Raw genomic sequence first — 20,167 nt, forward strand, 5'->3', positions numbered from 1 at the left:
GGCGCCTAGAGCTTGACGCTGACCTTGCTGTTGGGCGGCGGCACCAGGCGGGCTGCGTCGGGCCAGTTCTCCTGGCCGGTCAGCAGCGTGCAGGGGCGGCCGGCCTCGCCCTTCTTGGCTTCGGGGTCGCGCTCGCCGGTGGCGACGGGCAGGGGCAGGCCGAGCAGCTGCCCGTTCTCCTGCCATTGCAGCTGCCAGCTCGGCGTGGCGCTGCAGATGCGCACGGCTTCGATGCGCGGGAACAGCCAACGCAGATACCAGGGCAACAGCTCTTCGCGCAGCGTGCGGGCGACGCGCATGATCTGGCGCACCTTGGCCATCGTCACCTCCTCGGGCTGGGTGTTCAGCTCCAGGCTGCCGCGCACCGCCATCTGACCCTTGGGCACGTTGGTGGCGAGATCGGCCGTCTTGGCCTCGGCCTCCGACAGGATGGGCAGTTCGAAGCCGCCGGCGGCGTTGATCTTGAGCGGGTAGTCCGCCTCGTCGCTGCGCACCGCCAGGCGGATGTCGGCCAGCGGCATCTTGGTCTTCTCGACGTCGACGCTGAAGTCCATGCGGAACAGGCCCTCGCCATGCTGGCGCAGGCGGCTCAGCAGGCTGTTGATCTGGCCATAGGGCAGCACGCCGCCGTCGCGCTTGAGTTCGGTCTTGACGGTGGGCAGCACTTCGGTCTGGGCATGGGCGGCCGTGGCCACGGCCAGCAGGCAGGCAAGCAGGATTCGCATGGATCAGGGTTCTTCAGGGGGCTCGGGACCAGGTTCCCAGGCGAGCAGATCGCCGGGCTGGCATTGCAGGACCTCGCAGATGCGCGAGAGGGTGTCAAAGCGCACGCCGCGCACCTTGCCGCTCTTCAGCAGCGACAGATTGGCCTCGGTGATGCCCACGCGCTCGGCCAGCTCGCGCGAGCGCATCTTGCGGCGCGCGAGCATGACGTCGAGGGTGACGATGATGGGCATGGCTTCAGACGAACTCGGCGTTCTCGTCGGCGACCCTTGCAGCCTCGAAGAGGACTTGCGCCAGGGCCAGCAGCAGCAGACCGAAGAGCAGGGCGAGGTAGTGATCGCCGGACAGGCCGAACCAGAGCTGGCGCTCGCCCTTGGGATTGCCCCAGGTCAGCGCGAGGATGGCCAGCGTGTGGCTCAGCGGTTGGGCCGCGGCCAGCGCGCACAGGCCCAGGCCGAGGCGGCGCAGATGCTGGGCCGGGCGGCGCGCCAGCAATTCGCCTTCGGCGAAGCAGCCGAACAGCGACCACATCTGCCACAGCGCAAACAGGCTCATCGAGGTCGGCAGCATCGAGGCTGCCAGCCCCCACAGGCGCGAGCCCAGGTCGAGCTGCACCTTGCCCAGATTCCAGGTGCGCGCCGCGACCTCGGCGACCCAGACCGCGTCGGCCCAGAAGATGAAGGGCAGGGTGCCGATGACGACCACGCCGAGCAGGCACAGCAACCGCACGATCCAGGCCAGCCGGCGGATGCGTCGCAGGCCGTCGGCGGAAAAGGAATCGGGCATGGCGGCCTTCTTGAAACAGGAAAAACTTACTGTAAAACAATAATTCGTTGTCGTAGAGCAGAATTTTCACAAGCGGACCGGCGCCGGGCCGCCCCAAGCCGGCCCGCAGGCGATGTGCTTGCGGCTCAATGCCGCGAGCGTCGCCGTCCCCTCGGGGGCTGAGGCCGGACACGGCGAGTCCTGTGGACTTGCCGTGCCTGCCGAAGAGCAGCGGCTCCGCCGGCTGCGCGGTCTGCATGACCGACCGGGCTCGCCGCGTGCAGCGGTGCGAGACCGGGCGAGGGGCTGAAAATGCCGGGATGAGCAAAAAAGGCAGTCATGTCAGCGAGACCCCGGCGACGCAGGCCCTGAAGCGCGCCGGCGTCGCCTTCACCGAGCACGTCTACGACTACGTCGAGCACGGCGGCACGGCCGAGTCGTCCAAGCAGCTGGGCGTGGACGAGCACGCCGTCGTGAAGACCCTGGTCATGCAGGACGAGAAGGCCGACCCGCTGATCGTGCTGATGCATGGCGACCGCACGGTCAGCCTGAAGGAGCTGGCGCGGCAGATTCCCTGCAAGAAGGTCGAGCCCTGCAAGCCCGAGGTGGCCCAGCGCCACAGCGGCTACCAGGTGGGCGGCACTTCGCCTTTCGGCGTGCGCAAGGCCATGCCGGTGTTCGTCGAAGCGAGCATCCTCGAGCTGCCCAGGATCTGCATCAACGGCGGGCGGCGTGGCTATCTCGTCGGCATCGCGCCGCAGGTGCTCACCGAACTGCTCGGCGCACGACCGGTGAACTGCGCTAACGCGGGCTGAGGCCGGGTACGTCGATTGCTCAGGGTCGGCCCATGTGGGCCACCATCCTGAAAACACTCCAGTCCGAGTTCTCCGACGCGCCGGACGTCGAGCAGGTCACGCGCATCATGGTTCGCTTGCTGCTGGCGGCGCTGCTGGGCGGCGTGCTGGGCTACGAACGCGAGAGCCAGGGCAAGGCGGCCGGCATCCGCACCCACATGCTGGTGGCGATGGGCGCCGCACTGTTCGTGCTGGTGCCCGAGCTGGACGGCATGGCGGTGGCCGACATGAGCCGCGTCATGCAGGGCATCGTCACGGGCATCGGCTTCCTGGGGGCCGGCGCCATCATCAAGCGCAGCACCGAGGAAGACACGCAGGGCCTGACGACGGCGGCCGGCATCTGGATGACGGCGGCCATCGGCGTCGCCTGCGGCCTGGGCCGGGAGAGCACCGCGCTGCTGAGCACGCTGTTGGCGTTGGCTGTGCTGGCGGCGCTGCCACGGCTGGTGAGTCGGGACAAGCGTTGACGTCTGGGCGGGCAGCGCTGCATGACAATGCCGCCCCATGCAAACCGCTCTCACCCTGCTTGCCGCTCTCGCCGGCTATCTGATCGGCTCGCTGTCGTTTGCCGTCATCATCAGCCGCGCCATGGGCCTCTCGGACCCTCGCTCCTATGGTTCGGGCAACCCGGGCGCCACCAATGTGCTGCGCTCGGGCAACAAGGCCGCCGCCATCCTGACCCTGGTGTTCGACGCCCTCAAGGGCTATTTTCCGGTGCTGGCGGTGCTGATCTGGGGCCCGCGTTTCGGCCTCGGCGAGGGCACGGCGGCCCTGGTCGGCCTGGCGGCCTTCCTGGGCCATCTGTGGCCGGTGTTCTTCCGCTTCCAGGGCGGCAAGGGCGTGGCCACCGCGGCCGGCGTCATCTTCGGTCTCAACCCCCTGCTGGGGGTTGCGACGCTGGCCACCTGGCTCATCATTGCCTGGTTCAGCCGCTATTCGTCCCTGGCTGCCATCGTGTCGGCCGCCTTCGCGCCGATGTATCAGTTGCTCATTTGGGAAGCCGGAGCGACCGCGCTGGCCCTGATCATCATGGGCTTGCTGCTGGTGTGGCGCCATTCGGCCAACATCAAGAAGCTGATGGCCGGCACCGAGAGCAAGCTCGGCCAGAAAGCAGGCGCCGCAGCGGCACCCGTCAAACCCCAGAAGAACCGGAAGAAAGCATGAGCGCCTCCACCCCTTCCTCCTCCGCCGTCGAACGCTTTGACATCGGCGCCCGCCTGTCCGAGATGGCCGTCTACAACGGCGTGGCCTATCTGGCCGGCCAGGTGCCCGAAGACGCCAGCGTCGACATCACCGCCCAGACGGCCCAGGTGCTGGCGGCCATCGACAAGCTGCTGGCCCGTGCCGGCACCGACAAGAGCCGCATCCTGATGGCCCAGATCTTCCTGGCCGACCGCGCCGACTTCCCCGGCATGAACGCCGCCTGGGACGCCTGGGTCGCCTCCGGCCACACGCCGCCGCGCGCCACCGTCATCGCCGGCCTGGCCCGACCGGAGTGGAAGGTGGAGATCGTCGTCACCGCCGCGGTCTAGGCACCCCGGGCGCGCTCGCGCCAGAACTCGACGTCGAAGACCTGCTGCGTGCCGGTGCCGGCGTTGATGAGCCAGAACTGACGGCCGTCGGCGCTGATGCGCGCCACCTCGCCGACATGCCGGCCCGCAGACACCCGGCGGCCGACGGCATTGGCCGGGAAGCCGGGCTGACGGGCCAGTTCGATCAGGGGTTGGGCCGCGCGGTCGTCGGCCGCCAGCCTGAGCTTGCTCACCAGCGGCGCCAGCAAGGCGCCGGCCGCATCCGCCGCGGACACGAAGACCACCAGCTTGGCCTGGGCGCGGCTCAACGCGACGTTGAGCAGGCGCTGTGCTTCCTCGCCCTGCAGAAAGGGCTGGGCGCCGTCGGCGGGGTCGAGCATCACGACGGGGGCCTCGCTGCCCTGCGCCCGGTGCACGGTGCTGACCCGCAGCGAATCCGGCAGGCCGCGCGCGTTCAGGCATTGGCGGATCAGCGCGCGCTGGGCGCGGAAGGGCGTCAGCACGATCAGCTCCTCGGGCTGCCACCGGCCGCTGGCCAGGGCCTCGGCACACAGGGCGGCGATCGCCTCGGCCGATTCCCGCCTCGCCGGCCCGCGCAGGGCCGCGGACCAGCTGCCATCACGCTGGATGCGCTGCAGATGCACATGCGCGTCGGGCGCGATGTCGCCCAACGCACGGCGCCGAGCTGCCTGCCAGTCGGCCGAGGTGTCGGCCGCCACGCGCAGCGCACCGTCGTAGAACAGCTGGCTGACCAGGTCGCCGATGGGGCCGGCCATGCGCGACTGCTCATCCAGCAGCGCGACCGAGGCGCCGGTACGCGGCATGTGCGCAAAGGCCGAACGGCCCAGCCAGCGCCGCGCGCCGCGGTCCTCGCTGCGCTGCACGGGTGACAGCTGCTGCGGGTCGCCCGCGAACAGCCGCGCGCGACCGAGCGGCATCAGCGCCAGCGCATGGGCGAGGCTGACCTGGCTGGCCTCGTCGAAGACGACGAGGTCGAAGGGCGGCTCGTCGTCGGTGCTCAGCTCGCGCAGCGACTTCAGCGTGAAGGCGGCGCGTGTCGTTGTCATCGCCGCCAGGCGGCAGCGCTTGAGCACCTTCAGCGACGCCGCGCGCAGTTCGTCCCGAAGCGACGCGACGCGGTCGGCCCAGGCCTTCAGCGCGACGGCATCGCGTGCCGACGGCCGCGCCGCCTCGGCGCGGGCCAGGCGGGCGATCAGGTCGGCGTCCTCGGTCGGGATCAGGTGCTCGCGGCCCGCATAGGCCGCCGCGTCGAAGCGCGTGCCCAGGCGCTGCACGAAGGGCCGGCAATGCTCGCGGCGACCCTTCTCCAACGCTTTGTCGACGGCCAGCGTGGCGAGGTCGACGGCGTGGTTGGTCGTCGACAGCAGCAGCACGCGCGCCGTCGGCCGGCTGTCCAGGTATTCGGCCAGCAGCACGCCCAGCGTCGTCGTCTTGCCGGTGCCGGGCGGGCCCCACAGAAAGGCGCTGCTGTGGCCGACCAGGGCCAGGGCCTCGCGCTGGGCCTGGCGCAGCCAGCGAAAGGGCGCGCCGGTCAGGGCCGGCGCGTGGTCGATGGTTTGTGGCTGACTCAGGTCTGGCAGGCAGGCCAGGGCGCGCTCGGCCCAGGACGTGTCCCACCAGGCGTCGGCGACGGCCTTCAAGAAGCGCGTCGGGTAGAGGCGGATCAGGTGGCCTGCCGGTGGTGGCGGGCTGCTGGCGTTCTGCAGCACCAGCTGGTCGTCCTCGGCGACGACGGCCAGCACGCTGGCGCCGCCCTTGATCGGCGCGCCCCACCAGGCGCTGGCGCCATCCAGGCTGTCGTCCAGCAGGGCCTGGGCCGAGGCCGCGCCCGGGCGCTGGCCCTCGGCGAACACATAGCCCCCCTCCAGCGTGACCCGCCACAGCGAGCCCTCGCGCTCGCTGTTCAGCACCTTGAAGTCGTAGTACTCGGGCGTGGCCGACAGCTCGGCATCCAGCGCCGAACGCACGTCGGCAAGGCTCATCGGAACAGGGGGGTGGATTCGGGAGGGCGCGACTGTAGCGGGTCAGCCCTTCAGTCCGACGCTGGGCTCGCCGCGGAAGGAAGTCGCCTTGACGCTGAGTTCGATCTCGTGGCCGTCCGGCGTCGTCGCCCTGATGCGGCCCAAGTCGCCGTCCTTGATCAGCAGCCGCGGCGACGCGACGACGCTGCCCAAAGTCTCTGGTGCCGGCTTGCGCTGCTCGCGCCAGCCCTGGATGCTGGCCTTGTCCTGGTTCCGGCGGATCTCGCTGTCGATCATCAGCCGGTCCTCGCCGGCAAAGCTGGCGCTGAGCGAGATGATCCATTGCTCCTTGTCCTCGGCATCGCTGGTGAGGATCACGGCGGGCTTGGCCGGAAAGCTGACCAGCTTGGACTTGGCCGCCAGCTTGCCGTCCACCGTCAACTGCAACTCGAAGCGCAGCTGGGTGAAGCCTTCGACGACGGGTGGCTCGCCCGGCGCGGCCTGCAACGCATAGGCTGTACCGGCGAGGCAGAGCAGGGCCGTGGCCAAGGCCAGGCCACGGCGGCGGGATATCGGCAGATGGTGTTGGAGCATGGTCATCCTTTCGACAAGGGGGTGGGCGCAAACCCAGCGGCTGGCCAGCGGCGCGCCGTGGGGTGTGAGTCCGTGGGCTGCGAGCAGCGCACGGGAATAGGTGGCGACGGCGCCGGGCCGGGAGGCCAGCACAGTGGCATCGCAGGCGAGTTCCTGGTCGGCGCGCAGGCGGCGCGCGGCCCACCAGGCCAGCGGGTTCCACCAGTGCAGGGCCGCCAGCAGCGTGGCGATCAGATTCCACAGGTTGTCCTGCCGCGCGCGGTGCACGGCCTCATGGGCCAGGATCAGCTCGCGCTCCGCGGGCGTGAAGCGGTCGTCGAAGTCGACAGGCAGGGCCACGCGCGGGCGCAGCACGCCCACCAGGGCCGGGCTGCTGCCGGCGGGCAGTCGCAAGCCCAGCCGCACCAGCCGCCATTGCCGCCAGGCCTGCACGGCCAGCACAAAAGCAGTGCCCGCCAGCCACAGCGAAAGCCACAGTGCGGCCAGTGAGGTGGGTAGGGGCTGGGCCGCCAGGCTTGGCACGCCGTTGTCGGCGGCGCGGCCTGCAGCCGTGGCGAAGACTCGCAGGGGCTCGACGACGGGCCGGGGCAGCGCCGGCGTCAGCAGCAGAAGGGGCAGCAACAACCATGAGGCATAGACCGCGCCGGCGCCAAGCCGTTGCAGAGGGCGACGCAGGGTCCGGAGCAGCACGATGGCCACACTCAGCAGCAAGGCCTGATGCAGCAGCGAGGACAGCAGCAACTCGCTCATGACTTGATGAACTTGAACACCAGCCGTCCGCCGCCGGCCTGCACCGGCGCGGCAACTTCCGCGCTGGTGGCTGCCCCCTCGCTCAAGGCTTGCTCGGCGGTCAAGCCGTCCTGGGTCCGGGTGTCGCGCAGGGCCGCGGTGAGTTGCCTGCTTCCATCGGCGAGCTTGCTGCCGCGCAACACCACTTCCAGAGGCTTGGCCGTGGCGGGTGGCGAAAAGACCAGGGGTTGGTGGGTCTCGAAGAAATGCCAGGGCAGGGTGACGGGCATGCGGGTCTGCGTGCGGCCCTGGCCGTCCTGCCATTGCAGATCGACGGTTGCGCCTTCGTACTCGCGCGGCGCTGGCAGGTCGGCAGCCTGGGCGGTGTAGACCAGGCCGGACAGCGTCAGCACGGAGGCGGCCACGGTGACGCGGCTGCGCATGCTGGCGGAGCGGGGGCGGTTGAGCATCGTGATTCTTTCGATGAGGGGGTGGTAAGAGGCCCAGCGACTGGCCAGCGGAGTGGCCTGCGCATCCAGCCCATGGGCCAGCAGCAAGGCGCGGGTGTAGATGTGGCGTTGATGGGGCTGCGCGGCGAGGACTGCGGCGTCGCAGGACAGCTCCTGATCGCCTTGCATGCGCCGCCAGGCCCAGTGCGCCAGCGGGTTCCACCAGTGCAGGGCGACCAGCAGGCCGGCGATCAGGTTCCACAGGTTGTCCTGGCGCCGGCGGTGCATGTCTTCATGCGCCAGGATCAACACCTGCTCTGCCGGGCTGAAGCGTGCTTCGAAGTCTTCGGGCAAGCCGACCCGCGGCCGCAGCAGTCCGATCAACGCAGGGCTGTGCCCCGCCGGGAGGCTGCCGCCATGCCGCTGCAGCCGCCATTGCCGCCGCCACTGCAGCGCCAGCGACAGGGCCGCGCCGGCCAGCCAGATCGTGAGCCAGGGCCCGCCGTGATCGGGCGTGGCGGCTTTCAACGCAGGCAGGGCGGCTGGCGCATTCACGCCGGCTGCGCTGAGCATCCGTGCAAGCGGCTCGTGCTGCAAAGTGGGCCGGGGAAGTGCGGGGGTCAACAGCAGCGCGGGTACCAGCAGCCAGGCGGCGTAGAGGGCGCCAGCGCCGAGGCGTCTCAGCAGCGGGCGAGCCAGCGCCAGCAGCAGCACGGCGAGTGTCAGCAGCAAAGCCTGCTGGCCCAGCCCGGTGAGCCATGTGTTGTCAGCCACGCTCCTGCTCCTTCAGCAGCGCCTTCAGCGCTTCGATGTCATCGGCGCTCAGCTTGCGCTCGGACGCGAACTGCGCCACCAGTGGCGCGAGGCGCCCGCCGAACAGGCGATCGATCAGCGACAGGCCGGTGTCGGCCACCCAGGCTTCCTCGGGAATGGCCGGCGTGTACAGAAAGCGCCGGCCGTCGCGCTCGGCGGTCAGTGCGCCCTTCTTCAGCAGGCGGTTCAGCAGCGTCTTGACCGTGGCGGGCTGCCAGCCTTGGCTGGTGCCGAGGATGGCGGTGAGCTCCTCGGCGGTCTGCGGCGAGCGCTGCCAGAGTTGGCGCATGACCAGGCTCTCGGCGTCGCTGATGGCGGGGGGTGTCGTCATTGATTACATCCGTAAACGATGGCGAATGATTACGCCTGTAAACGATGGCGTCAAGCCCCCGCTGTCATGACACCGCCACATCCGCGATCCAGCATCCCGTGTTCAGCCGCCGTCGCGGCCGGAGAGCCCTGTGAGCCACATCGAAGACGAACTGGTGAAGCGCATTCACCGCGACCTGCAGGACGATTTCGACGAAGAGCTGGAGCTCGAACTCGAGGACCGCGACTACGGCAGCATGCCCAGCGACGCGCCGGGCGATGCCGCGAGCGAGCGCAAGCGCTACTTCCGCGAGTTGTTCCGGCTGCAGAGCGAGCTGGTCAAGCTGCAGGACTGGGTGCAGCACACCGGCCACAAGGTCGTCATCCTGTTCGAGGGCCGCGACGCGGCGGGCAAGGGCGGCGTCATCAAGCGCATCACCCAGCGCCTGAACCCGCGGGTCTGCCGCGTGGCGGCCTTGCCGGCGCCCAACGACCGCGAGCGCACGCAGTGGTACTTCCAGCGCTATGTGTCGCATCTGCCGGCGGCCGGCGAGATCGTGCTGTTCGACCGCAGTTGGTACAACCGTGCCGGCGTCGAGCGCGTCATGGGCTTCTGCACCGACGACCAGTACGAGGAGTTCTTCCGCTCCGCGCCCGAGTTCGAACGCATGCTGCAGCGTTCGGGCATCCAGCTCATCAAGTACTGGTTCTCCATCAGCGACGACGAGCAGCGCGTGCGCTTCCTGGGCCGCATCCATGACCCGCTGAAGCAGTGGAAGCTCAGCCCCATGGACCTCGAGTCGCGCCGGCGCTGGGAGGAGTACACGCGGGCCAAGGAGGTGATGCTGGAGCGCACCCACACGCCCGAGTCGCCGTGGTGGGTTGTCAAGGCCGACGACAAGAAGCGCGCGCGGCTGAACTGCATCCACCACCTGCTGTCGCAGATGCCCTACCAGGAGGTGGTGCATGCCGACATCGAGCTGCCGGCCCGCGAGCGCCGCGAGGACTACATCCGCCACCCAGTGCCCGACGACATCGTCGTGCCTGAAATCTATTGAGCCGGGAGCATCCGCATGAACACTGCCACGCTCGCTGCCGATGCCACTTCGGCCAAACCCCGGCTGGACCAGAAGTCCGGCCCGCTGACCAGCATCGTCTTCATCTTCCTGCTGGCCGCCGGCCTGCTGTTCGCCGGCTGGAGCCTGATCGGCGACGTGGCCGACACGGGCGCCCTGACCACGACCTGGCTGCCCTACATCCTGCTCGGCGTGGCCCTGCTGATCGCGCTGGCCTTCGAGTTCGTCAACGGCTTCCACGACACCGCCAATGCGGTCGCCACCGTCATCTACACCCACTCCATGCCGCCCAATGTGGCGGTCATCTGGTCGGGCTGCTTCAACTTCCTCGGCGTGCTGGTGTCCAGCGGCGCGGTGGCCTTCGGCATCATCTCGCTGCTGCCGGTGGAACTGATCCTGCAGGTGGGCTCGGGGGCGGGCTTCGCGATGGTGTTCGCGCTGCTGATCGCCGCCATCATCTGGAATCTCGGCACTTGGTGGCTGGGCCTGCCGGCTTCCTCGTCGCACACGCTGATCGGCTCCATCATCGGCGTCGGCGTGGCCAATGCGCTGATGCACGGCCGTGACGGCACCAGCGGTGTGGACTGGGCGCAGGCCACCAAGGTCGGCTACTCGCTGCTGCTGTCGCCGCTGATCGGCTTCATCGCCGCGGCCGGGCTGCTGCTGGCCCTGCGCGCCTTCGTCAAGAACGCGGCCCTGTACCGCGAGCCGGCCGGCAAGAAGCCGCCGCCGTGGTGGATCCGTGGCCTGTTGGTGCTGACCTGCACGGGCGTGTCCTTCGCCCATGGCAGCAACGACGGCCAGAAGGGCATGGGCCTCATCATGCTGATCCTCATCGGCACCGTGCCCATGGCTTACGCGCTGAACCGCGCCATGCCGGCCGACCAGGCGACGCAGTTCGCCGCCGTGGCCCAGGTCACGGCCCAGTCGCTGCGCCAGACGGCGACCCTCGTCGTCCCGACCGAGCCGCGCACCGTGCTGGCCGACTATGTGCGCACGCGCACGCTGACGCCCGAGGTCGTGGGGGCGGTGGCGGCCATGGCCGACAGCATCGGCGCGCAGGTGCGTCAGGCCGGCAGCCTGGCCAAGCTGCCCGCGGCAGCCGTTGCGAACGTGCGCAATGACATGTACCTGACGTCCGAGGCCATCCGCCATCTGGGCAAAGAGCCGACGGTCAAGCTCGAAGCACAGGCCGATGCCAACCTGAAGGCCTTCAAGAAGCAGATGGATGACGCCACCAAGTTCATCCCGCTGTGGGTGAAGGTGGCCGTGGCCATTGCCCTGGGCCTGGGCACCATGGTGGGCTGGAAGCGCATCGTCGTGACCGTGGGCGAGAAGATCGGCAAGAGCCATCTGACCTATGCCCAGGGCGCTTCGGCCGAGCTGGTGGCCATGTTGACCATCGGCGCGGCCGACATCTATGGCCTGCCGGTGTCGACGACCCAGGTGCTGTCCTCGGGCGTGGCCGGCACCATGGCCGCCAACCGCTCGGGCCTGCAATGGAGCACGGTGCGCAACCTGCTGATGGCCTGGGTGCTGACGCTGCCGGCGGCCATCGCACTGTCGGCGGGGCTTTACTGGCTGTTCGTGAAGATCTTTTGAGCCGGACCTAGCATCGGGGGCATGAAGTGGCCCCCGATCTCACTGTTCGTCGTCATCGCTCTGGCTTGGGCGGGCTCGACGGTCTGGCGCGAGCGTGTGGCCGGCCAGGATGGGCTGATGCTGGCCCAGCGCGTGCGGCCGGGCGACATCCGCATGATCTCGTCCGAGACCTGCCCCTATTGCCTGGCGGCGCGGCGCTGGATGACGCAGGAAGGCATCCCCTTCCAGGAATGCTTCATCGAGCGTGAAGCGCGTTGCCTGGCGGACTACCAGGCGCAGGGCAGCGTCGGTACGCCCACCCTCATCGTGCGTGGCCAGCGCGTCATCGGCTTCGACCGCGCGCGGCTGCTGGAAATCCTGAAATAGATGGACCGAGCCGAGTCGGCAGCACTGGCTCAGCAGTACTGGCGACTCGGCTCGGCGGCGGTGGAAATCAAGAGCGTCATTCGCATGTTCAGACGACGCCTGGATCAGAGAGCGGCGACCACGGTGGCGGTCTTGTAGCCGGTGACGACGACGCGGGGCAGGACGGCGACTTCGCGTTGGGCATAGCCGGTCACGACAACGCGCGGCAGTTGCGCGACTTCACGGACAGCCTTGCCGGTGACGACGACACGTTCCAGCTTGACGACCGGGGCGGCTTGCGCGGCGAAGGCCGAGAAGGCCAGGGCGACAGCGGCGAAGAAGGTGACTTGCTTGCTCATGATGCACTCCGTTTGCTTGGGTTTCGAACCGCGTGATTGCTCGTTCGATGGAGTCAGTTTCGGCAATGGACCGGGGCGCTTCCAGGGCGCTGCGATCAAGCGCCAGCCGCGCGGGATGAACTGCAGGCGCGGCGGACCAACTGCGGCTGGGCTGCCAACGACCAAGCCGCCCGAAGGCGGCTTGCTGAAGACGGAAAGGCAAAAGGCCGAGCCGAGTCGGCAACGCTGCTCAGCAGCGCTGGCGACTCGGCTCGGCGATGGTGGAAAAAGGCGTCAGATGCATATCGGGACGACGCCTGGTTCAGCCGCGCTTGGTGGAAGTCTTGGCGGCGGCCAGGGTCTGGCGGGCCAGGGTGGCTTCGCTGTAGCCGACGACGACAACGCGGGGCAGCTGGGCGACTTCGCGCTGGGCGTAGCCGGTGACGACAACGCGCGGCAGTTGGGCAACTTCGCGGGTGGCCTTGCCCGTGACGACGACACGTTCCAGCTTGACGACCGGGGCGGCTTGCGCGGCGAAGGCCGAGAAGGCCAGGGCGACAGCGGCGAGGAAGGTGACTTGCTTGCTCATGATGGACTCCGTTTGCTTGGGTTTCGAACCGCGTGATTGCTTGTTCGATGGAGTCAGTTTCGGCAATGGACCGGGGCGCTTCCAGGGCGCTGCGATCAAGCGCCAGCCGCGCGGGATGAACTGCAGGCGCGGCGGATGAACCGACGATGTGAATATGGCCGGCACGGCGGCACGGTGCCCTTCCTACACTGCGGCGCCATCACCAACAACGGGTACGCGCCATGGGAGCCTGGAGCCACGAAACCTTCGGCAACGACGACGCCCTCGACTGGGTCCACGGCCTGGAGCAGGTCGACGACCTGTCGCTGATCGAGGAGGCCCTGGCCACCGTTCTCGAAGAGGGCAGCGACTACGTGGAGGCACCCCAGGCCTCGGAGGCCCTGGCGGCCATCGAGCTGATCGCCCGGCTGCGGGGTCATGGGAGCGAGGAGAGCTGCCCCGAAGTCGCCGAGGACTGGATCGCCCGCATGCGGCTGACGCCGCCCGAGGCTCTGGTGCAACAGGCACTGACCGTGCTGGATCGCCTCGTCGACGAGGACTCCGAGCTGAAGGAGCTGTGGGACGAGAGCGACAGCGCCGAAGACTGGCTGGCCTCGGTGGCCGACCTGCGCCGACGCCTGCAGGCGCCGCCGCAGCCGCGCGACGCGGCCTGATTCAGTCGAGCTGCAGGCCCAGCCGGGCCAGGTCGCCGCGCCCCTGGCGCACCAGGATGGGCTCGTCGCCCTGGCTAAGGTCCAGCACCGTGGTCGGCTGGGCTGGGCAGGCGCCGGCGTCCAGCACGAATTGCAGCTGGCGGTCCAGGCGGTCGCAGACGTCGGCGGCGTCGTTCATGGGCTCGGTGTCGCCGGGCGGGATCAGCGTCGTCGACAGCAGGGGCTCGCCGAACAGCGACAGCAGCTCCTGGATGACCTTGTGCTCGGGCACGCGCAGGCCGATGGTGCGCCGGCTGGGGTGGGACAGGCGCCGCGGCACTTCCTTGGTGGCCGGCAGGATGAAGGTGTAGGCGCCGGGTGTCGCCAGCTTCAGCAGGCGGTACTGGCGGTTGTCCACCATGGCATAGGTGGCCAGCTCCGAGAGGTCGCGGCACAGCAGGGTCAGGTGGTGCTTGTCGTCCACGCCGCGCACGCGGCGCAGGGCCTCGGCGGCGGACTTGTCGTTCAGGTGGCAGACGAAGGCATAGCTGGAGTCCGTCGGCACCGCGCCGATGCCGCCCGCCTGCAGCATCTGGGCGCACTGGCGCAGGAAGCGCGGCTGCGGGTTGTCGGGGTGGACTTCGAAGAGCTGGGCCATGCGGCATTGTGCGACCGCATGGCCCAGCTGGTGGGGACCGTGGTGTTAGCAGGTCTAATCGATCTTGAACGCGAACTGCTGTTCGACTTCGGTGCCGGCCAGTGCCGTTTTGCAGCCGTAGCTCTGCACCGCCTTCTGGACCGCATCGACCAGGAGCGGGTCGCCCTGCCCCTGCACCTGGACGGCGTCGGGATGGCCGTTGCGCCCGATCCTGAACTTCACATCCAGACGGTAGTCACCCTTGATCGTGTCCGGCAGCTGGGGCAGCTCGGGCTTGACCATCTGCGGGCAGGCCTCGGTCGCCTTCATGCGTTGGGAGGCCGGCTTGGACGCGCTGGCGGCGTCTGGCGATCCGGCGTTCAGCGCCTGCACGGCACCAAAGCCCAGCAAGGCGCTGACGGCCAGTGCAAGGCGGGTGGCCCTGCGCGCGTCTGCTCGGGGGGCGGTTTTCTTCAGCAACATGATCCTCTCCTTCAAGGGGTGGTGGGACTGCCAGGCCGAGGCAGTGGGCGGGACGCGCAAGGCGCCATCGAGCTTCAACATCGCCAGGCCGTAGCGGCGCCAGCTGCCGGGATAGCGCTGCATCACAGTAGCGTCGCAGGCGAGTTCCTGGTCGTGGCGCAACGCGCCCAGCGCCCACCACGCCAGCGGGTTGAACCAGGCCAGCGCCGCCAGCGCGGCCGCCAACATCCGCGCCGGGTTGTCCAGCCGGCGGGCATGGGCCGATTCATGCGCCAGGATCCAGCGCCGCTCCGACCGGTCGAAACGCTGGCGAAAGTCAGCCGGTAGCACCAGGCGGGCGTGCCACAGGCCCAGCAGGCCGGGCGAGTCGCCCACCGGGGCCAGCAGGTGCCCGCCCGTGGTGTGTTGCAGCCGCCGGCGATACCGCCAGTGCAGCGCGACATACGCCGCGGCAACAGCCAGCACGCCAGCGGCCCATAACCCCGTCATCGAGAGGGCCCAGACCGCCGGCATGTCCGCCAGCGCGGCAGTCCGCGGTCCTGTGACGAGCACGGGCGGCAGCACCCAGCCCGGCAGGCTCGCCCGCGGCAGCAGCGCCGCCGCGGCCAGCCACAGCGGCAGCAGCCACAGCGCATAGGCCGCCTGGGCGCCGGCAAAGCGGCGCCAGGGCCGGCGCAACAGCAGCACGGCGGCGAGTCCCAGGCTCAGGCCCAGGTGCGCCCGCCACAGCGTGTCGAACAAGACCTCACTCAGCATCGTCATGCTCCTGCAGCAGGCGGCGCAGGGCCTCGGCATCTTCCGGGCTCAGCTTGCGCTGCGAAGAGAAATGCGCCACCAGCGGCGACAGCCGCCCGCCGAAGACGCGGTCCAGCAGGCCGAGGGACTCGCCCTGTTCCCAGTCCTCGCGAGCCACCAGCGGCTCGTAGAGATAGCGCCGCCCGTCGCGCTCGGCTTTCAGCGCACCCTTGTTGAGCATGCGGTTCAGCAGGGTCTTGACGGTGCCGAGCTGCCAGCCGTCTTCTGCGGGAAGGGCGGCGAGGATGTCGTCGGCGGTCAGCGGGTGGCGCTCCCAGAGGGTGCGCATGATTTGCGATTCGGCGTCGGAGATGGTGCTCATGATCGACAACGTTTGTTGACGATCAATTGTCAACGCGTGTTGTCGATGAGGCCTATCGAGGGAAACCCGCGGTGGTGGCGGTCGGCAGGACTTACTGGTGGATGCGGTCGGCCAGCTCGGCCCAGACCGGCGTCAGCCGGGCCTGCAGCGCGGGCAGGGTGCCCAGGGCTATGCGGCTTTCTTCCGGGCAATGGAAGTCCGAGCCGCGCGAGGCCAGCAGGCCGAACTCGAGGGCCGTGTTGGCGTACTGCTCGAACTCGGCCGTGGTGTGGCTGCCGGTGACCACCTCGATGCCGCGGCCGCCATGGGCCATGAACTCGGTGATCAGTGCGTACTCTTCCGTCGGCGTGAAGTCGTAGCGGCCCGGGTGGGCGATGACGGCGATGCCACCGGCGCGCGTGATCCAGCCCACCGCGTTCTTCAGCGTCGCCCACCGGTGCTCGACGAAGCCGGGCTTGCCTTCGGTCAGGAAGCGGCGGAATACCTCGGGCACGTCGCTGCAGTGACCACTGTCGACGAGGAAGCGGGCGAAATGGGTGCGCGAGATCAGCTCGGGGTTGCCGACGTATTTCAGCGCGCCCTCGAAGGCGCCGTGGATGCCGACCTGGGCCAGGCTGGCGGCCATCTCGCGGGCACGCGCCTCGCGGCCGCCGCGGGTGGCGCGCAGGCCTTCGATCATCTCGGCGGACTCATGGTCGAAACCCAGGCCGACGATGTGCACGACGCGGCCGGCGAAGGTCACCGAGATTTCGGTGCCGGTCAGATAGGCCATGCCGTTGGCGCGCGCCGCGGCGATGGCGCGGGCCTGGCCGCCGATCTCGTCATGGTCGGTCAGCGCCCACAACTGCACGCCGCCGGCCTTGGCGCGTTCGGCCAGGGCCTCGGGCGTCAGCGTACCGTCCGAGATGACGGAGTGGCAGTGCAGATCGGCGTTGAGCGTGGGGTCGAGGTTCACGGCCCCATTGTAGAAAGGGCCCCGCTCCCGGCCTGTTACAGGGCCTTGGGGCTCAGCGCGTGCGCACGCGGAAGCTGCTGATGGCATGGGTCAGGCCCAGGGCCTGGTCCTTGAGGCTGGAAGCCGCCGCGGCACCTTCCTCGACCAATGCGGCGTTCTGCTGCGTCATCTGGTCGAGGTTGGTGATGGCCTGGCCGACCTCGCCGATGCTCTGGCTCTGCTCGGTCGTCGAGGCGGTGATCTCGCCCATGATGTCGGTCACGCGCCGCACCGAGGCGACGATCTCGGTCATCGTCTCGCCGGCCTGCTGCACCAGGGTCGCGCCGGCGCCGGTCCGCTCGACGGAGGCGGTGATCAGCGTCTTGATCTCCTTGGCGGCTTCGGCACTGCGCTGGGCCAGCAGCCGCACCTCGCCGGCCACGACGGCAAAGCCGCGCCCCTGCTCGCCAGCGCGGGCTGCCTCGACGGCGGCATTCAAGGCCAGGATATTGGTCTGGAAGGCGATACCGTCGATGGTGCCGATGATGTCGGCGATCTTCTTCGCGCTGGCGCTGATCTCGTCCATGGTGCTGACGACCTGGGACACCACCTCGCCGCCGCGCGTGGCCACCTCCGAGGCATTGGCCGCCAGCTGGTTGGCCTGGCGGGCCGAGTCGGCGTTGTGGCGCACGTTCTCGGTCAGTTGCTCCATCGATGAGGCGGTCTGCTGCAGGCTGGCCGCAGCCTGCTCGGTGCGGCTGGACAGGTCCAGGTTGCCGGTGGCCACCTCGGCCGCGGCGAGCTGGATGGACTCCGAGCCCTCGCGCACCCTCAGCACGATGCTGCGCAGGCCGGCCTGCATCTCCACCAGGCTGTTGGACAGCCGGGTCAGCTCGTCGCGGCCGTCGGTGCGCAGCTCCTCGTCCAGCGAGCCGCCTTCCACGGCCGAGGCGAAACGGATGCTGGCGTCCACCGGCTCCAGCACCGACTGCGTGATGCGCCAGCCGATCAGCACGGCCAGCAGGGCGCCGGCCAGCAGCGCGGCCCAGATCACCAGGGAGATGGTCGAGTAGACGCTGGCCAGCTTCTTCTGCGCCTCGACGACCGCCTCGTCGACGCGCTGGATGGCCCCGTCGAGGATCTTCTCGGCCTCGTCCACCTTCTTCTTGGCCTCGCGCGGCGTGTCCCAGGCGGCCTTCAGGTCGCTGGCCATGTCGCCCTGCGACAGCTTCTCCATGACGGGCTTCATCTCCTTGCGGTAGGCGTCGAAGTTCTCGCGCACCTGGCCCAGGGCCTGGCGCACCTCATCGCGCTTGACGCGCTGCTCCAGGTCCTTCAGCCCTTTGTCGGCCTCGGCCATGGACTCCTCCCAGCGCGTGCTGGCGCGCTTGAAGTCGGCCACGCCGATGGCGGCAAAGATCATGTCCTTCTCGTAGCGGCGCGCGGTCAGCAGGCCGGCGCGCAACTGGTCCACGCTGCGCAGCGAGCCGACGACGGTCTCGTTGAACTGCTTGAAGGCGCCGTACATGGCCCCGGTGGCGAAGCGCCCGCCCAGGCCCAACACCAGCATCAACAACAGCATCACGCCGAAGGCCACCGCCAGGCGCAGCTTGATCGTCATCTGTCTGAGCATGCTCCACCTCACAAAGGATTGGTGAGAGGCAGCATGCCGCAGACAGGGGCCGGCGGGAAGACGGAAAACTCAGGCCGCCAACAAGGCCCGCTGCGGCGGCTGGCGCCGGTCGACGAAGAAGCGGCTGCCGCCGGCCCGGCCCTTGGCGACGCGCTTGGGCTCTGCCAGGGCGGCACTCAGCGCACGGGCGCTGTCGAAATGACCCGGCAGATGCAGCACGGCGCCGGCCGAGATGGTGGGCAGCGGATGGAAGCTGGGCTGGTTCTGGCGGTTCAGCGTCACATAGCCGCCGGCGGCCAGGTGCTCGGCCGAGAAGAAGCTGCGCACGCCGGTGTCGAAGGCCTCGCAGACGCGCGTCAGGCGGTCCTCCCAGTCGCTGCTACTCAGCACCATGACGAAATCGTCGCCGCCGATGTGGCCGACGAAGTCGATCTGCGGGTCAGCGGCCTGCGTGAGTGCGCGGGCGGCGAGGCGGATGATGTCGTCGCCGATGCGGTAGCCGTAGACGTCGTTGAAGGGCTTGAAGTGGTCGATGTCCCAGACCACGGCGGCAAAGGTCTCGCCGGCTTCGATGAGACGGTCCAGGTGGTTGTCGATGGGCACATTGCCGGGCAGCAGGGTCAGGGGGTTGGCATAGCGGGCCGCATGCACCTGCAGGTCGGACACGGCCTTGAGCAGGTCGGAGCTGCGGCCTGAGCCGAAATAGGCGCCGTCGCGCGTGACGATGAAGCCGTCGGTCAGCAGTCGCTCGTCGAGGTTGGAGACGGCATCGCTCATGGCTCGCAGCGGCGTGGCGACGTCGAAGATCAGCGGCTGCGCGTCCATCAGCCCGACGCAGCTGCGCTTGTCGAAGATGTCCATGAAATAGCGCTCGGTGCTGCGCTTGAGCACATGCAGCGATCGCAGCAGGCCGATGGGGCGCTGCTGGTCGTCCAGCACCGGAATGGCCAGCAGTTGCTCGTCGCGGTGGAAGAGGTCGACGATGCTGCGGCAGCTGGTGGCAGGTGTGACGGTGAGGCCGCGGCGCGCCAGCTGGGCCGCGCTGGTGATGGCGCCCTGGGCCAGCGGCAGGGCGAGGTCGTTCTGCAGCAGGCGGGGCTGGGCCTCGGCGGCCAGGCGGCCGCTCCACTGCGCGCTCAAGCTCGCACGCGGCGTGGCGCAGGGGCGGGCGAAGAGATAGCCCTGGCAGATGGACAGGCCCAGGCGGCGCAGCACGTCCAGGTCGGGCTCCTGCTCCAGGCCTTCGGCCACGACCTCGCAGCCGCTGGTGGCGGCCATCTCGATGATGGAGCGCACGAACTGCTGCTTCAGCGGCTCCTGGGCGATGCCGTCGATGAAATGGCGGTCGATCTTGACGAAGTCGGGACGCATCTGCATCCAGCGGCGCAGCGAGGCAAAGCCCTCGCCGAGGTCGTCGAGGGCGACGCGAAAGCCGCGTTCGCGCAGGGCCTGCAGCGCATCGTCGAGCTGGGCCAGGTCCTCGATGGGCCGGGTTTCGGTCAGCTCGATGACGACGCGCGAGGTCGGCAGGCCCAGCTCGCTCAACTGGCTGGCCAGGCGGCCGGCATGCTCGCGCGCGCCGAGCAAGGTGTCGGCCGTCACGTTCAGGAAGAGCTGGCCCGGCAGGCCGAGCTGCTTGAAGCGCTGCAGGGCGCGCTGCACGATGAGGTGCTCCAGCTCGACGAGGCGGCCCAGGCGGGCGGCGGCCTCGAACAGCACCAGCGGCGAATGCAGGGGACCGTCGGCCGGCCCGCGCGTCAGGGCCTCGAAGCCATAGATCTCGGCGCGGTCGATGGCGACCAGGGGCTGGAAGTGCAGGTCAAAACTGCGCTGCTCGATCAGGCGATCGAGAGCGTCGGCAAGGGGATCGGGCGCGGTGGCGCGCATGGGGGATGACTCCGGGCTGGCTGGCGCCGCGGATTCTTGGAGTCCCCCGTGACAGTCAGGTGACTTGGGGCGGCAGGGCGCGCGACCCCGCCAACTCCTTCACGTATTGTGGGCTGAGCGACGGGCCGCTCCCTAGCCGGCCCG

Annotated in this window: 23 protein-coding genes; 8 read left to right on the forward strand and 15 right to left on the reverse strand. The window is 69.2% G+C overall.

Features of this window, described 5'->3' with window-relative positions; translation table 11 throughout:
- Positions 1-5 precede the first annotated feature (5 nt).
- From ACS5PN_RS22990 to ACS5PN_RS23000, 3 genes are read right to left on the reverse strand one after another with little or no spacing between them, the layout of a single operon-like run.
- Positions 6-725, reverse strand: coding sequence for a hypothetical protein (locus ACS5PN_RS22990; RefSeq protein WP_439466334.1), 720 nt, complete (start codon positions 723-725; stop codon positions 6-8).
- A gap of 3 nt (positions 726-728) precedes the next feature.
- Complete coding sequence (locus tag ACS5PN_RS22995) at positions 729-956, reverse strand: helix-turn-helix domain-containing protein (RefSeq protein WP_439466335.1); 228 nt, start codon at positions 954-956, stop codon at positions 729-731.
- Between the two features lie 4 nt (positions 957-960).
- Positions 961-1,509 carry a DUF2975 domain-containing protein gene (locus ACS5PN_RS23000; RefSeq protein WP_439466336.1) on the reverse strand — a complete coding sequence of 183 codons (549 nt, stop codon included), beginning with the start codon at positions 1,507-1,509 and terminating at the stop codon, positions 961-963.
- 299 nt (positions 1,510-1,808) lie between these two features.
- On the opposite strand from ACS5PN_RS23000, the gene ybaK reads away from it, so the two are divergent.
- Genes ybaK through ACS5PN_RS23020 form a run of 4 tightly spaced genes read left to right on the forward strand, consistent with a single transcriptional unit; the run spans position 1,809 to position 3,874 of the window.
- Positions 1,809-2,303, forward strand: coding sequence for a Cys-tRNA(Pro) deacylase (gene ybaK, locus ACS5PN_RS23005; protein WP_439466337.1), 495 nt, complete (start codon positions 1,809-1,811; stop codon positions 2,301-2,303).
- 32 nt (positions 2,304-2,335) lie between these two features.
- Entirely contained in the window at positions 2,336-2,809 is a 474-nt protein-coding gene (locus ACS5PN_RS23010) for an MgtC/SapB family protein (RefSeq protein WP_439466338.1), read from the forward strand.
- Between the two features lie 37 nt (positions 2,810-2,846).
- A complete protein-coding gene (gene plsY, locus ACS5PN_RS23015; protein ID WP_439466339.1) occupies positions 2,847-3,506 on the forward strand; it encodes a glycerol-3-phosphate 1-O-acyltransferase PlsY in 660 nt (219 codons plus the stop codon).
- Entirely contained in the window at positions 3,503-3,874 is a 372-nt protein-coding gene (locus tag ACS5PN_RS23020; RefSeq protein WP_439466340.1) for a RidA family protein, read from the forward strand. The genes plsY and ACS5PN_RS23020 overlap by 4 nt, the downstream gene beginning before the upstream one ends.
- On the opposite strand, the gene ACS5PN_RS23025 is transcribed toward ACS5PN_RS23020, so the two are convergent.
- The 4 genes from ACS5PN_RS23025 to ACS5PN_RS23040 are packed head-to-tail and all read right to left on the reverse strand — an operon-like array spanning position 3,871 to position 8,772.
- Entirely contained in the window at positions 3,871-5,877 is a 2,007-nt protein-coding gene (locus tag ACS5PN_RS23025; protein ID WP_439466341.1) for a DEAD/DEAH box helicase, read from the reverse strand. The two genes, ACS5PN_RS23020 and ACS5PN_RS23025, sit on opposite strands and share 4 nt — an antisense overlap.
- A gap of 42 nt (positions 5,878-5,919) precedes the next feature.
- Positions 5,920-7,200: a M56 family metallopeptidase gene (locus ACS5PN_RS23030; RefSeq protein WP_439466342.1), complete on the reverse strand. Its 1,281-nt coding sequence runs from the start codon at positions 7,198-7,200 to the stop codon at positions 5,920-5,922.
- A complete protein-coding gene (locus ACS5PN_RS23035; protein WP_439466343.1) occupies positions 7,197-8,402 on the reverse strand; it encodes a M56 family metallopeptidase in 1,206 nt (401 codons plus the stop codon). The genes ACS5PN_RS23030 and ACS5PN_RS23035 overlap by 4 nt, the downstream gene beginning before the upstream one ends.
- Positions 8,395-8,772: a BlaI/MecI/CopY family transcriptional regulator gene (locus tag ACS5PN_RS23040; protein WP_439466344.1), complete on the reverse strand. Its 378-nt coding sequence runs from the start codon at positions 8,770-8,772 to the stop codon at positions 8,395-8,397. The genes ACS5PN_RS23035 and ACS5PN_RS23040 overlap by 8 nt, the downstream gene beginning before the upstream one ends.
- A gap of 130 nt (positions 8,773-8,902) precedes the next feature.
- Here ACS5PN_RS23040 and ppk2 point away from each other — a divergent pair, with 130 nt between their 5' ends.
- From ppk2 to ACS5PN_RS23055, 3 genes are read left to right on the forward strand one after another with little or no spacing between them, the layout of a single operon-like run.
- Positions 8,903-9,808 (forward strand): polyphosphate kinase 2, encoded by a 906-nt coding sequence (gene ppk2 / locus ACS5PN_RS23045; RefSeq protein ID WP_439466345.1) that lies wholly within the window; start codon positions 8,903-8,905, stop codon positions 9,806-9,808.
- A gap of 15 nt (positions 9,809-9,823) precedes the next feature.
- On the forward strand, positions 9,824-11,428 hold the full coding sequence (locus ACS5PN_RS23050; RefSeq protein WP_439466346.1) for an inorganic phosphate transporter: 1,605 nt from the start codon (positions 9,824-9,826) through the stop codon (positions 11,426-11,428).
- Positions 11,429-11,449: 21 nt separating this feature from the next.
- Positions 11,450-11,794: a glutaredoxin family protein gene (locus tag ACS5PN_RS23055; RefSeq protein WP_439466347.1), complete on the forward strand. Its 345-nt coding sequence runs from the start codon at positions 11,450-11,452 to the stop codon at positions 11,792-11,794.
- A gap of 104 nt (positions 11,795-11,898) precedes the next feature.
- On the opposite strand, the gene ACS5PN_RS23060 is transcribed toward ACS5PN_RS23055, so the two are convergent.
- Positions 11,899-12,132 carry a hypothetical protein gene (locus ACS5PN_RS23060; RefSeq protein WP_439466348.1) on the reverse strand — a complete coding sequence of 78 codons (234 nt, stop codon included), beginning with the start codon at positions 12,130-12,132 and terminating at the stop codon, positions 11,899-11,901.
- A gap of 301 nt (positions 12,133-12,433) precedes the next feature.
- A complete protein-coding gene (locus ACS5PN_RS23065; protein ID WP_439466349.1) occupies positions 12,434-12,700 on the reverse strand; it encodes a hypothetical protein in 267 nt (88 codons plus the stop codon).
- A gap of 221 nt (positions 12,701-12,921) precedes the next feature.
- Here ACS5PN_RS23065 and ACS5PN_RS23070 point away from each other — a divergent pair, with 221 nt between their 5' ends.
- A complete protein-coding gene (locus ACS5PN_RS23070; protein WP_439466350.1) occupies positions 12,922-13,353 on the forward strand; it encodes a DUF4259 domain-containing protein in 432 nt (143 codons plus the stop codon).
- A 1-nt stretch (position 13,354) separates the two neighbouring features.
- On the opposite strand, the gene ACS5PN_RS23075 is transcribed toward ACS5PN_RS23070, so the two are convergent.
- The 6 genes from ACS5PN_RS23075 to ACS5PN_RS23100 all read right to left on the reverse strand — a co-directional run bounded on the left by ACS5PN_RS23075 (position 13,355) and on the right by ACS5PN_RS23100 (position 20,023).
- On the reverse strand, positions 13,355-13,990 hold the full coding sequence (locus ACS5PN_RS23075) for an L-threonylcarbamoyladenylate synthase (protein WP_439466351.1): 636 nt from the start codon (positions 13,988-13,990) through the stop codon (positions 13,355-13,357).
- Positions 13,991-14,044: 54 nt separating this feature from the next.
- Positions 14,045-15,214 carry a M56 family metallopeptidase gene (locus ACS5PN_RS23080; protein ID WP_439466352.1) on the reverse strand — a complete coding sequence of 390 codons (1,170 nt, stop codon included), beginning with the start codon at positions 15,212-15,214 and terminating at the stop codon, positions 14,045-14,047.
- Complete coding sequence (locus ACS5PN_RS23085; RefSeq protein ID WP_439466353.1) at positions 15,198-15,569, reverse strand: BlaI/MecI/CopY family transcriptional regulator; 372 nt, start codon at positions 15,567-15,569, stop codon at positions 15,198-15,200. The genes ACS5PN_RS23080 and ACS5PN_RS23085 overlap by 17 nt, the downstream gene beginning before the upstream one ends.
- A gap of 91 nt (positions 15,570-15,660) precedes the next feature.
- A complete protein-coding gene (locus tag ACS5PN_RS23090; protein WP_439466354.1) occupies positions 15,661-16,524 on the reverse strand; it encodes a 3',5'-nucleoside bisphosphate phosphatase in 864 nt (287 codons plus the stop codon).
- A gap of 52 nt (positions 16,525-16,576) precedes the next feature.
- The gene (locus tag ACS5PN_RS23095; protein ID WP_439466355.1) at positions 16,577-18,124 is read right to left on the reverse strand and encodes a methyl-accepting chemotaxis protein; all 1,548 of its coding nucleotides are present in this window, start codon (positions 18,122-18,124) and stop codon (positions 16,577-16,579) included.
- Between the two features lie 81 nt (positions 18,125-18,205).
- The gene (locus ACS5PN_RS23100) at positions 18,206-20,023 is read right to left on the reverse strand and encodes a bifunctional diguanylate cyclase/phosphodiesterase (RefSeq protein ID WP_439466356.1); all 1,818 of its coding nucleotides are present in this window, start codon (positions 20,021-20,023) and stop codon (positions 18,206-18,208) included.
- Positions 20,024-20,167 lie beyond the last annotated feature (144 nt).

Origin of the sequence: Roseateles sp. NT4 (assembly GCF_051857475.1) — a bacterium.
Taxonomy (GTDB): domain Bacteria; phylum Pseudomonadota; class Gammaproteobacteria; order Burkholderiales; family Burkholderiaceae_C; genus Pelomonas.

Coding starts and splice junctions, on each gene's coding strand:
- ACS5PN_RS23065 (WP_439466349.1), bottom strand. CDS start 12,700: ATGAGCAAGCAAGTCACCTTCCTCGCCGCTGTCGCCCTGGCCTTCTCG.
- ACS5PN_RS23100 (WP_439466356.1), bottom strand. CDS start 20,023: ATGCGCGCCACCGCGCCCGATCCCCTTGCCGACGCTCTCGATCGCCTG.
- ACS5PN_RS23075 (WP_439466351.1), bottom strand. CDS start 13,990: ATGGCCCAGCTCTTCGAAGTCCACCCCGACAACCCGCAGCCGCGCTTC.
- ACS5PN_RS22995 (WP_439466335.1), bottom strand. CDS start 956: ATGCCCATCATCGTCACCCTCGACGTCATGCTCGCGCGCCGCAAGATG.
- ACS5PN_RS23080 (WP_439466352.1), bottom strand. CDS start 15,214: ATGACGATGCTGAGTGAGGTCTTGTTCGACACGCTGTGGCGGGCGCAC.
- ACS5PN_RS23050 (WP_439466346.1), top strand. CDS start 9,824: ATGAACACTGCCACGCTCGCTGCCGATGCCACTTCGGCCAAACCCCGG.
- ACS5PN_RS23055 (WP_439466347.1), top strand. CDS start 11,450: ATGAAGTGGCCCCCGATCTCACTGTTCGTCGTCATCGCTCTGGCTTGG.
- ACS5PN_RS23085 (WP_439466353.1), bottom strand. CDS start 15,569: ATGAGCACCATCTCCGACGCCGAATCGCAAATCATGCGCACCCTCTGG.
- ybaK (WP_439466337.1), top strand. CDS start 1,809: ATGAGCAAAAAAGGCAGTCATGTCAGCGAGACCCCGGCGACGCAGGCC.
- ACS5PN_RS22990 (WP_439466334.1), bottom strand. CDS start 725: ATGCGAATCCTGCTTGCCTGCCTGCTGGCCGTGGCCACGGCCGCCCAT.
- ACS5PN_RS23040 (WP_439466344.1), bottom strand. CDS start 8,772: ATGACGACACCCCCCGCCATCAGCGACGCCGAGAGCCTGGTCATGCGC.
- ACS5PN_RS23010 (WP_439466338.1), top strand. CDS start 2,336: ATGTGGGCCACCATCCTGAAAACACTCCAGTCCGAGTTCTCCGACGCG.
- ACS5PN_RS23095 (WP_439466355.1), bottom strand. CDS start 18,124: ATGACGATCAAGCTGCGCCTGGCGGTGGCCTTCGGCGTGATGCTGTTG.
- ACS5PN_RS23025 (WP_439466341.1), bottom strand. CDS start 5,877: ATGAGCCTTGCCGACGTGCGTTCGGCGCTGGATGCCGAGCTGTCGGCC.
- ACS5PN_RS23000 (WP_439466336.1), bottom strand. CDS start 1,509: ATGCCCGATTCCTTTTCCGCCGACGGCCTGCGACGCATCCGCCGGCTG.
- ACS5PN_RS23060 (WP_439466348.1), bottom strand. CDS start 12,132: ATGAGCAAGCAAGTCACCTTCTTCGCCGCTGTCGCCCTGGCCTTCTCG.
- plsY (WP_439466339.1), top strand. CDS start 2,847: ATGCAAACCGCTCTCACCCTGCTTGCCGCTCTCGCCGGCTATCTGATC.
- ACS5PN_RS23020 (WP_439466340.1), top strand. CDS start 3,503: ATGAGCGCCTCCACCCCTTCCTCCTCCGCCGTCGAACGCTTTGACATC.
- ACS5PN_RS23030 (WP_439466342.1), bottom strand. CDS start 7,200: ATGAGCGAGTTGCTGCTGTCCTCGCTGCTGCATCAGGCCTTGCTGCTG.
- ACS5PN_RS23070 (WP_439466350.1), top strand. CDS start 12,922: ATGGGAGCCTGGAGCCACGAAACCTTCGGCAACGACGACGCCCTCGAC.